The sequence below is a fragment of the Sulfitobacter sp. THAF37 genome (assembly GCF_009363555.1).
GTDB lineage: Bacteria > Pseudomonadota > Alphaproteobacteria > Rhodobacterales > Rhodobacteraceae > Sulfitobacter.
The window spans coordinates 2,546,725-2,561,668 of the sequence record NZ_CP045372.1; the positions used below are offsets into that span (position 1 = coordinate 2,546,725).

Annotated in this window: 15 protein-coding genes; 3 read left to right on the forward strand and 12 right to left on the reverse strand. The window is 63.9% G+C overall.

The annotated features are described in order from the left end of the window. Positions 1–113: 113 nt before the first annotated feature. From FIU94_RS12490 to pgk, 8 genes are all read right to left on the reverse strand, one after another. The gene (locus tag FIU94_RS12490) at positions 114–1,028 is read right to left on the reverse strand and encodes a LysR substrate-binding domain-containing protein (RefSeq protein ID WP_152466103.1); all 915 of its coding nucleotides are present in this window, start codon (positions 1,026–1,028) and stop codon (positions 114–116) included. Between the two features lie 601 nt (positions 1,029–1,629). After that, entirely contained in the window at positions 1,630–3,003 is a 1,374-nt protein-coding gene (locus FIU94_RS12495) for a pyruvate dehydrogenase complex dihydrolipoamide acetyltransferase (RefSeq protein ID WP_152466104.1), read from the reverse strand. Beyond that, a complete protein-coding gene (locus FIU94_RS12500; protein WP_152466105.1) occupies positions 3,003–3,260 on the reverse strand; it encodes a hypothetical protein in 258 nt (85 codons plus the stop codon). The genes FIU94_RS12495 and FIU94_RS12500 overlap by 1 nt, the downstream gene beginning before the upstream one ends. 9 nt (positions 3,261–3,269) lie before the next feature. Continuing rightward, positions 3,270–4,664, reverse strand: a complete 1,395-nt coding sequence (locus FIU94_RS12505; RefSeq protein WP_152466106.1) for a pyruvate dehydrogenase complex E1 component subunit beta — start codon at positions 4,662–4,664, stop codon at positions 3,270–3,272. 3 nt (positions 4,665–4,667) lie between these two features. Beyond that, positions 4,668–5,678 (reverse strand): pyruvate dehydrogenase (acetyl-transferring) E1 component subunit alpha, encoded by a 1,011-nt coding sequence (gene pdhA / locus FIU94_RS12510; protein WP_152466107.1) that lies wholly within the window; start codon positions 5,676–5,678, stop codon positions 4,668–4,670. A gap of 151 nt (positions 5,679–5,829) precedes the next feature. Beyond that, positions 5,830–6,129, reverse strand: coding sequence for a septum formation initiator family protein (locus FIU94_RS12515; RefSeq protein ID WP_152466108.1), 300 nt, complete (start codon positions 6,127–6,129; stop codon positions 5,830–5,832). Between the two features lie 148 nt (positions 6,130–6,277). Beyond that, positions 6,278–7,888 carry a hypothetical protein gene (locus tag FIU94_RS12520; RefSeq protein WP_152466109.1) on the reverse strand — a complete coding sequence of 537 codons (1,611 nt, stop codon included), beginning with the start codon at positions 7,886–7,888 and terminating at the stop codon, positions 6,278–6,280. A gap of 445 nt (positions 7,889–8,333) precedes the next feature. Next, on the reverse strand, positions 8,334–9,524 hold the full coding sequence (pgk, locus tag FIU94_RS12525) for a phosphoglycerate kinase (RefSeq protein WP_152466110.1): 1,191 nt from the start codon (positions 9,522–9,524) through the stop codon (positions 8,334–8,336). A 129-nt stretch (positions 9,525–9,653) separates the two neighbouring features. Between pgk and FIU94_RS12530 the strand changes: the two genes are divergently transcribed. The 3 genes from FIU94_RS12530 to FIU94_RS12540 all read left to right on the forward strand — a co-directional run bounded on the left by FIU94_RS12530 (position 9,654) and on the right by FIU94_RS12540 (position 11,408). Continuing rightward, positions 9,654–10,160: a peptidylprolyl isomerase gene (locus tag FIU94_RS12530; RefSeq protein ID WP_152466111.1), complete on the forward strand. Its 507-nt coding sequence runs from the start codon at positions 9,654–9,656 to the stop codon at positions 10,158–10,160. After that, complete coding sequence (locus FIU94_RS12535) at positions 10,153–10,704, forward strand: peptidylprolyl isomerase (RefSeq protein ID WP_152466112.1); 552 nt, start codon at positions 10,153–10,155, stop codon at positions 10,702–10,704. The genes FIU94_RS12530 and FIU94_RS12535 overlap by 8 nt, the downstream gene beginning before the upstream one ends. Positions 10,705–10,952: 248 nt before the next feature. Further along, on the forward strand, positions 10,953–11,408 hold the full coding sequence (locus FIU94_RS12540; protein WP_172975901.1) for an SRPBCC family protein: 456 nt from the start codon (positions 10,953–10,955) through the stop codon (positions 11,406–11,408). A 183-nt stretch (positions 11,409–11,591) separates the two neighbouring features. Here FIU94_RS12540 and FIU94_RS12545 read toward each other — a convergent pair whose 3' ends face one another. From FIU94_RS12545 to FIU94_RS12560, 4 genes are all read right to left on the reverse strand, one after another. Next, positions 11,592–12,101: a polymer-forming cytoskeletal protein gene (locus tag FIU94_RS12545; protein WP_152466114.1), complete on the reverse strand. Its 510-nt coding sequence runs from the start codon at positions 12,099–12,101 to the stop codon at positions 11,592–11,594. Then, positions 12,091–13,419, reverse strand: a complete 1,329-nt coding sequence (locus FIU94_RS12550) for a M23 family metallopeptidase (RefSeq protein WP_152466115.1) — start codon at positions 13,417–13,419, stop codon at positions 12,091–12,093. The genes FIU94_RS12545 and FIU94_RS12550 overlap by 11 nt, the downstream gene beginning before the upstream one ends. Before the next feature lie 195 nt (positions 13,420–13,614). Next, positions 13,615–14,424 carry a ferritin-like domain-containing protein gene (locus tag FIU94_RS12555; RefSeq protein WP_152466116.1) on the reverse strand — a complete coding sequence of 270 codons (810 nt, stop codon included), beginning with the start codon at positions 14,422–14,424 and terminating at the stop codon, positions 13,615–13,617. Then, positions 14,421–14,882, reverse strand: coding sequence for a peroxiredoxin (locus FIU94_RS12560; RefSeq protein ID WP_152466117.1), 462 nt, complete (start codon positions 14,880–14,882; stop codon positions 14,421–14,423). Before FIU94_RS12560 ends, FIU94_RS12555 begins: the two co-directional genes overlap by 4 nt. Positions 14,883–14,944: the final 62 nt, after the last annotated feature.

Sequence of the window (14,944 nt, forward strand, 5' to 3'; positions counted from 1 at the left end):
AACCGCAGATGTCGAACTGGAAAAGCCGGGGACAGGCCCCGGCTTTTTGCCGCGAATGTCCGTTACAAGCCCGGATTGACGGATGCTGCGCCGGTCTCGAATGTCGGTTTCAATCACGAACTTTGCGCTTGGCGTGCTTCCTGCGCGGCGGTTTCTGACGCCCATGTTCTGAAGGCTTCGATCTTGGGTTCGTGCCACCGGTCGTGGGACCCAAGCAATGAAACAGCACCAAATGGCCCATCGCAGACCAGTTCAGGGAAAGGCGCGACCAGTGCGCCGCTTTCAAGTTCCTCGCGGCACAGCACAAGATCGGCCATGACCACTCCGGCTCCCAGCACGGCCGCACGGGTGGCCATATCCAGGTTCGGAAAATTCAGCCCGGACCGCGCGTCCAGTTTCCCCGGGCAGCAAACGTCAATCCATTTCGCCCAATCCTGATGCTTGGGCGTCTCGTGCAACAGCTCAAACCGGGCCAATTCACTCACATCATTCAGCGGTTGTTCCGCACGCAACAATTTCGGAGAGCAAGCGGGCGTCAGGCGCACCGGGAAAAGCGGCAGCATTTCAGTTGAGTCTGGTCGATTCGGCCATTTTTCAACAGAAAAGCCGACATCGAAATCCGTACTTTCATAGCCGGTGTCTCCGTGAAAGTCGGTCGTCAGGAGCACGCGAATTTCCGGATGTTTCCTGCGGAAGTCTTCAAGTCTGGGGAGCAGCCAGCGGATTGAGTTCGCGGGCGGGCAGATGATGCGAAGGTCATTTGCGTCGGTTTTCATGCGCTCGATCTCTGACGCGATGCTGTTCAGAGCCTCGGCAATGACAGGTTGTAATTGCCTGCCCGCGTTGGTCAATCGCACACCCTGCGCCTGCCGGACAAACAGAGGGACACCTATGTGCTCTTCGAGGTTCTTGATGTGTCGGCTGACAGCCCCTCGCGTCACGTTCAGCTCATCCGAAGCCGGGATGTACCCTTCATGGCGGGCGGCTGCTTCGAAGGCTCGGAGCGCATTGAGCGGTGGAAGTCGCATGGCACCTCAAGGGTTAATAAATCTGATCCTTTGTAGGAGAAAGCTTGGTTTGCGCACAAGGGTCAAGCTTTCCTAATCTGGCTGCATGACCAATCTCATGCCGAAAATCAGCCTTCGTTTTCCGGAAAGAGCGGTTTCCTTCGCAAGATGGATATCAGGTTTGCCTTCCACGGTCAGTAAAGTTCACCCAATGGCAAATCGGTGCCCCGAAGACGTCATGCTCGCCCAAGAGATCAGGCGCCTCGCATTGCTGTCTCCCCACCTTCTCTCCGACATTGGTCTGACGGCGGAATACCAGCCCGAAGGTTTGGCTGTTCCCTTGGAGGCCCGAACCGATGGACAAGTGTCGGTCAAGGTCGAGGGCAGGCATTGCTCGGTCCTCATATCCAGCAGCCGTGTCATGCTCTGGACCCGCTAATTCCATATGCTCAGCGGCGAATTCATGTCATCTCAACGGCTTGGGTCGTGTGCAAACAGAGCCGCTATTGGTTGCACGCCCCGAACCATTGAAAAAGGCCGGGGCTTTGCCCCGGCCTTTTGCGTGATGCGGGCCCTCGCGCCCCTTGCGGTTGAGTGCGTTCCCGACAGGGGAAACGCGCCCTCAGGCGAGCATGGTCATGGGCGCTTCGAGGTTGGCCTTGATCGCGGCGAGCAGCTGGGCCCCGAGGGCGCCGTCGATCACCCGGTGGTCCACCGAGAGGGTGACGGACATCACGGTTGCCACCGTGATCTGCCCGTCGCTGTCCACCACCGGTTTCTGAACGCCCGCGCCGACGGCAAGGATCGCACCGTGCGGCGGATTGATCACCGCGTCGAAATTGTCGATCCCGAACATCCCGAGGTTGGAGATGGCAAAGCTGCCGCCCTGGTATTCATGGGGGGCCAGTTTGCGGTCGCGGGCGCGCGCGGCCAGATCCTTCATTTCGGCTGAAAGGGCCGAGAGGGATTTCATTTCCGCGTCTTTCAGGACCGGGGTGAACAACCCGCCCTCGATGGCGACGGCGACCGCCACGTCGGAGGGTTTGAGCTTGAACACCTTGTCACCGGCCCAGACGGCATTGGCATCCGGCACCTCCTGCAGCGCCAGCGCGCAGGCCTTGATGATGAAGTCGTTCACGCTGAGCTTCACGCCGCGCGGTTCGAGCTGTTTGTTGAGCTGGGCGCGGAAGGCCATCAGCGCATCGAGATGGATGTCGCGGCGCAGGTAGAAATGCGGCACGGTCTGCTTGGCCTCGGTCAGGCGGGCGGCGATGGTGCGGCGCATGCCGTCGAGCTTGATCTCTTCGTACTCGCGGCCTTCGTACATCTTGGCCACGGCATCGGCAGAGGGGCCTGCCGGGGCTGTCGGGGCGGCAGCCTTCGATGTCTCGGCCTTGGGCGCGTCGGCCTTGGGCGCGTCGGATTTCGACAGGCCCTCGACATCGGCCTTGACGATCCGGCCCTTGGGGCCCGACCCCTTGACCTGCGACAGATCCAGCCCCTTGTCCGCGGCAATGCGCCGGGCGAGGGGGGAGGCGAAGATGCGTTCGCCCTTGTCGTTCTCCCCCGCCGGGGGGGCGGTTCCGGCGTCCTTGCCGCCGTCTTCCGATTTCTTCGCGTTGGCGTCCGTCGCGCCGCGCCCATAGCCGCCTTCGGGGGCGGTATCGGAGGACGCCGCCGCCGGGGCTGCATGGCTCGACTTGTCCGCGTCGGGTTCGGCGGCAGAGGGCTCGCCGATATCGTCCGCGCTTTCGCCCTCTTCCAGCAGGACGGCGATCGGCGTGTTGACCTTGACCCCTTCGGTGCCGTCGGCGATCAGGATCTTGCCGATGGTACCTTCGTCCACCGCTTCGAATTCCATCGTCGCCTTGTCGGTCTCGATCTCGCACATGATGTCGCCGGAGGCGACGGTGTCGCCTTCCTTGACCAGCCATTTGGCCAATGTGCCCTCTTCCATGGTGGGCGAGAGGGCGGGCATGAGGATTTCAGTGGGCATCAGTCGATCTCCTCTACCATGATACGGTTGTAGGGCGCCTTGAGCCAGCCGCCGTCCTCGCGCGCGCCGATGGCCGACACGATGCCGGGCAGATGTTCCCGGACCCAGGCGGTGCGGGTGGCCTCGTCGGCGTCGATGCCGCATTCGTCGTTCAGCATGTCCTCAGGCGCGGTAAGACGATACTGGCGACCGTCCACCTGCATCATCAGGACCAGTTCCTTGCCGCTGTTGCGGCTTTCGATTTGATTGGGTTCCATGATGCGGCCTTACCTGTAGGTGACTTTTTTCACGGCTTCGATGACCTCGTCGGTCGTCACCAGCGCGAGCTTTTCGAGATTGGCGGCATAGGGCATCGGCACGTCCTTGCCGGTGCAGTTGATCACCGGGGCGTCGAGATAATCGAAGGCCTCCTGCATGATGACGCTGGAGATGTAGCTGCCCACCGAAGGCTGCGGCCAGCCTTCCTCGACGGTGACGCAGCGGTTGGTCTTTTTCACCGACTTCAGGATCGCGGCGGTATCCATCGGGCGCAGGGTGCGCAGGTCGAGGACCTCGGCCTTGATGCCATCCTCGGCCAGCTTGTCGGCGGCCTCCAGCGCGTAGCTCATCCCGATGCCGAAGCTGACAATGGTCACGTCGTCGCCCTCGCGCCAGATGCGGGCCTTGCCGAAGGGGACGGTGTAATCCTCGATCTCGGGCACGTCGAAGCTGCGGCCATAGAGAATTTCGTTTTCCAGAAAGATCACCGGGTTCGGGTCGCGGATCGCGGTTTTCATCAGGCCTTTGTAGTCCGATGCCGAATAGGGCATCGCCACCTTGAGGCCGGGGATCTGCATGTACCAGGCGGCGTAGTCCTGGCTGTGCTGCGCGCCGACGCGGGCGGCGGCACCGTTGGGGCCACGGAAGACCATGGGCGCGCCCATCTGGCCGCCGGACATGTAGAGCGTCTTTGCCGCGGAGTTGATGATCTGGTCGATGGCCTGCATCCCGAAGTTCCAGGTCATGAACTCCACGATGGGGCGCAGCCCGCCAAAGGCGGCACCGACGCCGATCCCGGCAAAGCCGTGTTCGGTGATCGGTGTGTCGATCACCCGCTTGGCACCGAATTCGTCCAGCAGCCCCTGGCTGATCTTGTAAGCGCCCTGATATTCGGCCACTTCCTCGCCCATCAGGAACACGTTTTCATCGCGGCGCATTTCCTCGGCCATGGCGTCGCGCAAGGCTTCGCGTACCGTCTGCTGTTTCAGCTTGGTGTCCTCGGGCCAGTCGGGGGTCACATCCGCCTGCGGCTCGGGCGGTGCCTTGGCTTCGGTGGGGGCGGATTTGGCATCGTCCTTCTTGTCATCCCCCGCATCGTCGTCATCGTCCTGCGCGGGCGCGGAGGACTCGGACGCGGTGTCGATGTCGTCGGCGCTCTCGCCCTCTTCCAGCAGGACGGCGATGGGGGTGTTCACCTTGACGCCCTCGGTGCCTTCGGCGATCAGGATCTTGCCGATGGTGCCTTCATCGACCGCCTCGAATTCCATCGTGGCCTTGTCGGTCTCGATTTCGGCCATGATGTCGCCGGAGGACACGGTGTCGCCCTCCTTGACCAGCCATTTGGCCAATGTGCCCTCTTCCATGGTCGGGCTCAGCGCGGGCATGAGAATTTCGGTTGCCATTTCTTATGCCTCCTGCGGAACTTCGGTTGCGTAGACATCGGTCCACAGTTCTTCGACGGCGGGTTCGGGGCTTTCCTTGGCGAATTCCGCGCTGTCGTTGATGATTTTCTTGATGTCCTTGTCGATGGCTTTCAGATCGTCCTCCGTCGCGTGTTTGCCGGTCAGCAGCAGATTGCGCACCGCTTCGATCGGGTCGCGTTCGTCGCGCATCTTCTGAACTTCCTCGCGGGTGCGGTACTTGGCCGGGTCGGACATGGAGTGTCCGCGATAGCGGTAGGTCTTGATCTCCAGGATATAGGGGCCGTCGCCGGCGCGGCAGTGCTTGACCGCCTTTTCACCGGCATCCTTGACGGCCAGCACATCCATGCCGTCGACCGCCTCGCCGGGGATGCCGAAGGCCTTGCCGCGTTCCCAGATCTCGGCCGAGGAGGTGGACCGCTGTTGCGCGGTGCCCATCGCGTACTGGTTGTTCTCGATCACGAAGATCACCGGCAGTTTCCACAGCGCGGCCATGTTGAACGTCTCGTAGACCTGGCCCTGGTTCGCCGCCCCATCGCCGAAATAGGTAAAGGTCACGTTGTCGTTGCCCTTGTACTTGTCGGCAAAGGCAAGGCCCGCGCCCAGCGGCACGTTGGCGCCCACGATGCCGTGGCCGCCGTAGAACTTCTTCTCTTTCGAGAACATGTGCATCGAGCCGCCCTTGCCGCGCGAATAGCCGCCCTCGCGGCCGGTGAGTTCGGCCATGACGCCGTTCGGGTCCATGCCGCAGGCCAGCATGTGGCCGTGGTCGCGATAGGTGGTGATCCGGCTGTCGCCTTCCTTGGCGGTGGCTTCCAGCCCGACGACGACCGCCTCCTGTCCGATGTAGAGGTGGCAGAAGCCGCCGATCAGGCCCATGCCATAGAGTTGACCGGCTTTTTCCTCGAACCGGCGGATCATCAGCATGTCCTTGTAATAGGCTTTTAATTCGTCCGCTGACACATTGGGTTTCTTGGTGGCATTTCTGGCGGCCATGAGCATCTCCTCGGTGCGCGGGGCAGGGGGTGGCGCAATTAGTTTAGCGTTAAACTATTCAGTACCGGATTCGCACGAGGAAGTGTAGGGGACATTTGCCCGCCGCTGCAAACAGGAACCAAACAGGCCCCTGCATCGGCGAATTGCGCCCTTATCTGATCACGATTTCATCGGGCCGGACCAGGCCAAGCACCTTGCGCGCCTGTTCGTCCACCAGATCCAGGTCGAGATAATCGTCCGACATGCGTTTGGTCAGGTTTTCCATGCGCGCGACATCCGTGCGCACCTCTGCCAGGCGGCTGCGCAGAACCTGGCTTTCCGCCACGATCTCGGCCCGGCGGAACAGGCCGAAATCGCCCTGGACCGCGGCAAAGGTGAAATAGAGGCTGAGCGCGAAAGCGATCGCGAAGAACAGCAATGTGCCGAAGGCCGGGCGTGCGGTGCGTGTCATCTGGTCTGCCTCATGTCGTCTCTTGCCGGACGTGACATCAGTATGACACAGGCGATTCGCCATTGGAATCCCCTGTCTGTCGCGCGGTGCGTTTTTCGCCATGAGGGGCGCGCAAGCGCCGCGAGCCGTTGCCGCGGCGCTGCCGGTCTCAGTCGGTCCTGAACCGGTCGGCCAGTCCCTGGTTCAGCCAGGCTTCGAGCGCCTGCGTCTGAATCTCGCGCGACAGATCGGTCCAGACCTGTTGAACGGCGGGGCCACGGGCGCCGAACCGGGCCTCGATCTCCTGCCGGAGGGAGGTCGCGCCGATGTCGCCGGCGGCCTCGGCCAGCAGGGCAAAGTAATAGGCCCGCGCATAGGAACGCGCCGCCCCCGCGCCGGTCAGATGCCGCAGCGCCTGCGCGCGCAGCAGGCGCGGATCGTCCGCGCCGCCCAGCACCTGGATTTCGTCCGGGGTGGTGCGTGCCGCGATGGCGTCGGCCTGCGCCGCCAGGACCTGCTGCGTCGTCATCCGGGCCTCAAGCCGGTCCAGCGTGGCGGTGGCCCCCTCGGCGTCATCCGCGGCGGCGGTCAGCGCATAGCGGTAGGCGGTCGCCGGGGCGGTGTCCTGCAGCGCGCGGGCGATGAGCGCCGCGGCCTGCGGCGCCGTCGCCGGGTCGCCGACCAGCGGTTCCAGCAGGTCGGGCACCAGCGCGGGCGCCTGCGGCACGCCGCGGCCCTCCAGCAGGGCGGCGCCCAGGTCCAGCCGCTGGGCCGGTGTGGCGCTGCCCGGGGCCTCCAGCACGGCGAGTTCGGCTGTGCTCAGGATGCGGCTGCGGGCCAGCGGGGCGGATCGCGCCTCAAGCGCCAGCGCCGTGACCAGCGCCTGCGGTTCGTCCTGGTAGAGTTCGGGTTCCACGACGATGCCGGTGGGGGGCACATCGGCCTCCACCGTGATTTCGCCCCCCGTGGCGATGAAATCCTCCACCCGCGCCATCAGGTCGGCGATGAAGTTCCGCTCGACCGCCGTGACATTGCGCTGACCATTGTCGGACATGGCCTGTGTCAGCTCTTCGGTTCCGATGGCCTTGATCGTGGCCGGATCGCGGAAGTTCGGCGGCAGCAGGGTCGAGATTTTGGCCCAGCCACCCTGGTCCTTGAGGCTGACCAGCGCGCGCGTCACGCGGATCGCGGGGTCGCCCGCCCCATGGCGGCCCATGCGCGGCAGGATCATGCCGCTGGCCGTGGCGTCCAGCGCGGCGATGCCGTTTGCGACCAGGCTCAGATCGGCAGAGGTTTCGCCCGTCGCGTACGTATAGGCGACACTCAGCTTGGCCTGGTCGAGGTCCAGCGCGTTGATCCCGGCGCCGCGCAACGCCATCGCCACGTCGCGGGGCACGCAGGCGCTGCTGACGCGCGCGCCGACGAGGTTCAGCACCGCCTCAGAGGCGACGGAAAAGGGCTTGCTCAGATCGGTCTGCAGCACCGCCCGGTCGACCGAAACGACGCATTGGCGGGCCTGATCGTAAGGCAACTGGGGGCGCGCCACCACGCCCGAAATCGACACCGTGCCGCGCATGATGTCGGTGGACAGGTGCTGGTATTCCAGCTCCATCTGCGTGCGCAGGGCGGCGATGGCCGTATTGGCAAAGAAGGTACCGATGCGATTCAGCCCGAAATAGTCGAGAAAGCCGGGTTCGGGATCGACCTGCTGCGCGGCAAGCGGGGTGGCGAGAGCGGCGGCCAGAACGGCGGCACGGGACAGGCGGAAAATCGGCGGCATCGGGGATCCTTTCTTTACGTCCTTCCGGAACGGGGAAAGGACCCGTCGATCTTAGGCTCTGGAGCCATTAATTCTATATACTCAGCGGCGATTTCACAAAATTTCAATGGTTTGGGGCGTGCGGCCAATCCCCTCTCGGGACATTGCTGCGCAATGCCCTGCCGGGCAGTGGTAGGTTCTATTTGCAAGCGACCCAAGACGTTGAAATGAAGTGAAATCGCCGCCCGTCGCTCCGAAGGAGCGCCGAGTCATGCTGGCACGCCTTCGGCGTGACGGGTTTGACGGATTTTCCCGCAGCTTGCGGCGCATCTGTTTGAAATAGAACCACTATTCCAGCACAGATGCTTCTTGTCTGCGGGAAAATCTGTCAAACTGAGCATATAGAGTTAATGGATCCAGAGCCTTGACGGGGTCCGGCAAAACGCAAGGTAGGGAATACGTGACCTCAGCGGTCGTCAAGCGCGACGACGCCCGGCAGGTCCTTTCCTTCCATCCATTCCAGGAACGCGCCCCCGGCGGTGGAGATATAGGTGAAATCCTCGGCGGCACCTGCCTGGTTCAGCGCCGCCACCGTATCGCCGCCGCCCGCAACCGAGGTCAGCGTGCCGTCGCGGGTCTGGCGCGCGGCGGCCCGTGCGGCGGCGACGGTGGCGGTGTCGAAGGGGGCGATCTCGAAGGCGCCCATGGGGCCGTTCCAGATCAGCGTCCTGAGCCCGTCAAAGGCTGCTTCGATCAGGGCGATGCTGTCGGGGCCCGCATCCAGCACCATCTGGTCCGACCCCAGCTTTGCATCCGGTCCCAGGGCGATCACCTCATGCGCGGCGCCTGCGGCGAATTCGCGTGCCACCAGGCCGTCGACCGGCAGGATCACACGGCATCCGGCCTTGTCGGCCTGCGCCAGGATGTCCTTGGCGGTGCCATAGAAATCCGGCTCTTTCAGAGAGGCACCCATGTCGGCGCCGAGCGCCGCGAGAAAGGTGTTGGCCATGCCGCCGCCGATCACCAGCACGTCGAGCCGGTTCACCAGGTTTTCCAGCAGTTCGATCTTGGTCGATACCTTGGCCCCGCCGACCACGGCCCCCACGGGGCGTTCGGGCTTGGAAAGGGCGGCCTCCAGCGCGCTCAGCTCGGCCTGCATCAGACGGCCCGCGCAGGCGGGCAGCCGCCGCGCCAGCGCCTCGGTCGACGCATGGGCGCGGTGCGCGGCGGAAAAGGCGTCGTTGCAATAGATGTCTCCCAGCGCGGCGAGCCGGCCTGCCAGGTCTGCGTCGTTGGCTTCTTCGCCGGGGTGAAACCGGATGTTTTCCATCAGCAACACGTCGGCATCCCAGCTCAGGCCGTTCTCCGCGTCCTCAAGGCTGTCGATCAGCGCGACAGACCGTCCCAGCGCGTCTTGCAGGGCAGGCACCAGCGGCTTCAGCGACAGGTCGGGCACGACCTTGCCCTTGGGCCGTCCGAAGTGCGCCAGCAGCACCGGCTTGCCACCCGCGGCGAGGATATCGGTGATCGTCGGCACGATCCGCTCGATCCGGGTGGCATCGGTCACACGGCCATCTTCCACCGGCACGTTGATGTCGACGCGCACCAGCACGGTCCTGCCGCCCAGTTCCATGTCATCCAGTGTCTTCCAGCCCATGCCGTCCCTCCGGTTTGCGATCTGCTGGCCGTCTTTTGCCACATCGGGCGCGGGGGTCAATGCATCTGCTTGGCAATCCGGGCAATCGACCTTAGGTATCGCCCAACCCATTTTGCGAAGGAGACCCGCATGGCCGAAATCAAAGACCCCGAGAACACGATCCTGATGGAGCTGAAAGGCGGCACTGTGACCATCCAGCTGTTGCCCGACGTCGCACCCAAGCATGTCGAGCGGATGAAAGAGCTGGCGCGCGCCGGAAAATACGACAACGTGGCATTTCACCGGGTGATCGAGGGTTTCATGGCCCAGACCGGCGATGTGGAGCACGGCAATATGGAAGACGGCTTCAACCTGCGGATGGCAGGCACCGGCGGGTCCGACCTGGGCAATGTGCCGGCGGAATTCTCCAAGGTGCCGCATGCGCGCGGATCGCTGGGCGCGGCACGGTCGGCCAATCCCGACAGCGCCAACAGCCAGTTCTTCATCAACTTCAAGGACAACGATTTCCTGAACGGCCAGTACACCGTCTACGGTCAGGTCATCAGCGGCATGGAGCACGTGGATGCCATCACGCGGGGCGAGCCGCCTGCCGAACCCGACCGTATGATCAGCGTCAAGGTGGCGGCCGATGCGTAAGTTCCTGATCGCAACCGCTGCCATCCTCACGGCCGGTGCCGCAGGCGCGACCGGCCTTGAGATCGAGGTCGAAGGCGAAGCCAACGGCACCGTGACCATCGACCTGCTGGAAGACGTGGCACCCCAGCACGTGGAGCGGATCACCACGCTGGCAGAGCAGGGGGCCTATGACGGCGTCGTGTTCCACCGCGTGATCGACGGCTTCATGGCGCAGACCGGCGATGTGCAGTTCGGCAAGGAAGGCGGCGACCTGTCCCGCGCGGGCATGGGCGGCTCCGACATGGCCGATGTCCCGGCGGAGTTCTCCGACCTTCCCTTTGACAAGGGTGTCGTGGGCATGGCCCGGTCGCAGAACCCGGATTCCGCCAACAGCCAGTTCTTCATCATGTTCGACGAAGGGCATTTCCTGAACGGTCAGTACACCGTGGTCGGTCGCGTGACCGGCGGGCAGGACGTGGTCGACGCGATCAAGCGCGGCACCGGCGGCAACGGCGCGGTCGAAGGCACGCCGGACGTGATGCGCAAGGTCACTGTCACCGAGTGATCGCGCTCCAGGTGGACAGACGGAATGGGCGGCCCTGCGGGGCCGCCCTTTTCAATTGGTGGTGCAGGATGCAGCTGCAAGCCGCCCAGGGCCACCATGCGCAGCATCACGGGCGTTCGGACAGATCTGAGGAAACCGGTCCCGCAGACCGTCAGCTCTGCGGGGCCAAGCGCGCGTTGCATTGGTTGCGCGAATGCCCGGCTTGGTGTCTACCGATGGATGAACTGTCGGGATTGAAGAGAGATGGCATGAAGACCGTGACACTGGAGCATGAATACGCGGCGACGGCACAGGAGGTCTGGGCGCTGGCGACGGACCTCGATGCGCTGAAGGAGATCATGGAAGGTGTCGTCGAATTCGAGGGCATGCCAGGCGACCGTGTATATCAAGGGCAGAAGATCAACGTCCTTGTGTCCTTGTTCGGCAAACTGCCGGCGCAACCCTACTATATGGAAGTCCTGGAATGTGACGACGATGCGATGATCCTGAGGTCTTTGGAACAGGGCGCGGGCGTCAGATCATGGCGCCATACATTGTCGGTAGAGCCGCGGGGCACGGGATGTCTGCTGCGCGATGTCATCGAGATCGACGCAGGTTGGATGACCTGGGCCTTCGCGCTCTGGGCACGGTATCTCTATCGCAAGCGCCATGAACCACGGGTCCGGATTCTTGCCGCCCGTCGGGAAGGCATCTCTGCAGGTTGAGAGCCGCGCCCGCCCGTCGTGCGAAAGGGGTGTCAGAAGCTATCAGGCAGGTTTCTCGCGGCGCGATCGGGGGGGTGTGGGCACCGGCGGCTTCGTCCCGCACCGCCGGGACCACATCACCCCCGCAAAGCAAAAGGGCGCCGCAAACCCTGCGACGCCCTTTGAAAACTGACTGCCGATGCCTCAGGAGGCGGGGTTCGGCTTCTGGGTCGGTGCGTTCTTGGCGCCGGGGTTCAGCGGATCGTCCTGACGCTGGACGGAGCCTTCGAAATGCGCGCCTGACTCGATCGCGATGGTCTTGTGGATGATGTCGCCCTCGACCCGCGCGGTGGAGGTCAGGCGGACCTTCAGGCCACGCACGCGGCCCACGATGCGCCCGTTGATCACCACGTCGTCGGCCACCACTTCGCCCTTGATCGTCGCCGTCTCGCCGATGGTCAGCAGGTGCGCGCGGATGTCGCCCTCGACAGTGCCTTCGACGTTGATGTCGCCGGTCGTCTTCATGTTGCCGGTCACATGCAGATCGGCCGACAGGACCGAGGCGGGCGGCTTGGCCTTGGGCGCCGATGCCTTGAACTCGCTGGGCTTGGGCTGGGACGATGTGGACTGCGCCGGGGCCTGGGGGGTCGCCGGGCGTTGGCTTTCTGCGTCCTTGTTCGGGGCGGGATCGTTGATTTTGCTCTTAGAAAACATCGTTTGCAGCCTTGATATAGATCATGGGGTTTACAGCTTTGCCGCCGACACGGACTTCGTAATGGAGATGAACGCCGGTGACACGTCCGGATGCTCCCATATCACCAATATGCTGCCCGCGCGAGACCCTTTGTCCGACCTTCACGCGAATGCGCGACTGGTGGGCATAGCGCGTTTCGATCCCGAATTCATGCTGGATCTTGACCAGGCGGCCATAGCCTGACTGCCAGCCCGCGTGCGTGACCACACCGTCCGCCGTGGCATAAAGCGGCGTGCCGATCCCGGCGGCGAAATCAACGCCCGAATGCATCCGCCGCCCGCCCGTCTTGGGGTCGCGGCGATAGCCGAACTGGCTGGTAAAGCGGAACGCGGATTTCACCGGATTGGCGAAGGGCGCCTTTTGCGCGGCGATCCGGTAGAGGTTCAGCCGGTCCATCTGGTTCAGCAGGCGGTTGGCGCGCAGCGTGTCGGGGGAAGGCTCCTCTCCGCGGGTGGTAAAGGACAGCGGTGTCATCGGGCCGCCCTGGCCGGAATAGCCGCGCTTGACGGTGGCCAGGATGCTGTCGGTCGACATGCCCGCGCTGCGGAACATCTTGTCCAGGGGGGCGACGGAAACGGTCATCGCCTCTTCGAGCTGGCGGAAGATGGCGTCGTTCTGATCCTTCATCAGGGCGATCTGCTGGGCCATTTCGTCGGCCTGCAACAGCGCGTCCTGGGCATCAACGATCACCTGGTCGCGTTCCTTGGCGGTTTCCGCCAGCGCCTCGGCCAGGAATTCGATCGGTGCGTTGGACGCGGCGGTCTGCACGGCGCCGGCACCGCCCTCGGCAATGGACCCCTGCAGCGCGGCCAGCTGATTGCGGGCGGCCTGCCGGTCCTTCATCGTGTCGCGCAGCGTGGTCTGGATCACGTCGATTCCAGTTTCCAATTCACGGCGGCGGGTTTCGGATTCCAGCAGTTCGGACTGCATCGTGGAAATCTGCTTGAGCGCGGCGTTGAACCGTTCCTGAGCCGCCAGCGCCTCTTCGGCGCGGCTGTCGCGCTGTGCGGACAGGTCGTTGAGCCGGGCCTGGTAGGTGCGCTGGTCACGCTTGGCCTGTTCGCGGAAATTGCCCGACCCGATGCTGTCCATGAGAATGACGGCGGTGGCGACGATGGCCCAGGCGACGAGGGTGGCGCATCCGGCGAAGGCGATGATCTGGGTGCCGGGTCGCAGACGGATAAAGCGGGTATCGTTGTCGGATTTCAGAAAAACACGGCGTTCGGGAAAGTACTTCTCCAGCAACGCGTGGGTCTTGATGGCAAGCGTAGAGCGCAAGTTGTATTCCTTTTTCCGTCCCCAAACGGGCGCGAAAATCGCCATACGCGCCCGAATTCAGATTTTCTTAGCCACCATGTGTCGTCGGGGCAACCCTGTTGGTCGCTCCTGCGGCGGCTTTCCCCCCGTTTGCGGCAAACTGGCAAAAATCCGCCGATACCAAGAACTTGACGATTTCTGTTCAGGTTGCGGCCTTCAGCCGGTCTCGGTGAGGGGCCAGTAGAAATCCGGCGGGATGCCCGCCTCGGCGCGTTTTTCCTCGTTGAAGGGCGGCTTCAGATGGCCGTGGAAATAGGTCCGGACGAGGGTGTGAAACCGCTCTTTGGGATCCTCGTCGAAGCGCCCGCACAGGAAATGGAACCACTTCGATCCATAGGCCACGTGGGCGACTTCCTCGGCATAGATGGTTTCCAGCGCGGCCACGGCGCTGTCGGCCTTCGCCTTGCGGAAGATGTCGATCATGCCCGGCGTCACATCCAGTCCGCGCGCCTCAAGCACCATGGGCACAACCGCCAGTCGCCCCATCAGGTCGTCCACCGTATCCTCGGCGGCGCGCCACATCCCCGCATGGGCGGGCAGCGCGCCGTAGTGACTGCCCAGTTCCTCAAGACAATCGCACATCAGATTGAAATGCTTCGATTCCTCATCCGCGGCCTTGACCCAGTCGTCGTAAAAGCCCATCGGCAGCCGGGTGTCGGTGAACCGCGCGACGATGTCCCAGTGCAGGTCCACCGCGTTCAGCTCGATATGCGCCACCGCGTGCAGCAGCGCGATGCGCCCCTCGGGCGTGCCGGGTCGGCGGCGCGGCACGTCGCGCGGGCTGAGCAGTTCGGGTGCCGCGGGCCGGGCGGGATGCAGCGGCGGATCGGCATGGCCGATGTCGGGGCTCTTGCCCGCCGCACGCGCGCCCTGCCATTCGGCGGCGTAGCGACGCGACAGCGCGGTCTTTTCCCGTCCGTCCGCGCAGCGCAGCACGGCCTCGGCCATCTGTGCCAGCGCGATCACAGTGCGCGCACCGCCTCAAGCACCGCATCCACATGACCCGGCACCTTTACCTTGCGCCAGACCTGCGCGATCTTGCCGTCGGCGTCGATCAGGAAGGTGCTGCGCTCGATCCCCATGGATTTCTTGCCGTACATGTTCTTTTCGACCCAGACGCCGTAGGCCTCTGTCACCTCGCCCTGCGCGTCCGACAGCAGCGGCACGGTCAGCTCGTGCTTGGCCACGAACTTGTCATGCTTGGCCATCGTGTCGCGCGAGATGCCGTAGACCTGCGCGCCCGCGTCTTCGAAATCGGACAGGCTGGCGGAAAAGCCGATGCTTTCCTTGGTGCACCCCGGCGTGTCGTCGCGGGGGTAGAAGAACAGCACCACCGGGCTGCCCCGGAGGGCTGACAGGGTGACGTCGCCGCCGCCGGTGACGGGCAGGGTAAAGTCTGGTGCGGGCTCGGAAATCTCGGGCATGGATCACGTCTCTTTCACTTGGATGCGGGTGGTCGGCCTGTCATACTAGGCCAATTGCCGCG